The 650-nt window shown below is 64.8% G+C and carries 1 pseudogene; it reads right to left on the bottom strand.

What is annotated here, in order from left to right:
* A pseudogene (locus COA17_RS18695) lies at window positions 1–587 on the bottom strand (IS3 family transposase); the annotation flags it as partial.
* Window positions 588–650 lie beyond the last annotated feature (63 nt).

Here is a 650-nt window from a genome sequence, read left to right as displayed (position 1 = left end):
CAGCCGGCCACGTTTCGGTTGGCGCTGCGGCACCTTCAGCCCCTCGCGCCGCCAAATCCGCTCGACCCGCTTGTGGTTCACCGACCAGCCCGCCGCATGCAGCAGCGCGGTCACCCGACGATATCCGTAGCGCCCGTACTGCTTCGCCAGCGCAACGATGTCGTCCGTGAGCGCCTGCTCGTCATCTGCCCCGCACGGCACTTTGCGCTGCGTCGACCGGTGCTGGCCGAGCACGCGGCATACCCGCCGTTCGGACACGGCCAGCACCTCTTGGACCTGGTCGATGCAGCGTCGGCGCCGTGCGGGGCTCAGAAGTTTCCCTTTGCTGCCTCCTGCAGGATCAGCTTGTCGAGCGTCAGATCCGAGATTGCACGACGCAGCCGGGCGTTCTCCTTCTCCAGATCCTTCATCCGACGCGCCTGATCCGTCTTCAGGCCGCCATATTCCTTGCGCCAGCGGTAATACGTCTGCTCGCTGACTGCGATGCGCCGGCATGCCTCAGCAGTCGTGCCGCCCTGGCCCAGCATGATCTCCGCCTCACGCAGCTTGCCGATGATCTCCTCCGGCTTGTGCTTCTTCGCTGGCATTCGTTGTCCCTTCCTTGGTCCAGACTGTCATAGTCGATGGACCACTCAGAAGGGGGCAGCTCA

It is taken from the genome of Sphingomonas ginsenosidimutans, from assembly GCF_002374835.1.
Lineage (GTDB): Bacteria > Pseudomonadota > Alphaproteobacteria > Sphingomonadales > Sphingomonadaceae > Sphingomonas > Sphingomonas ginsenosidimutans.
This window is presented reverse-complemented; position numbering and strand designations above follow the sequence as displayed.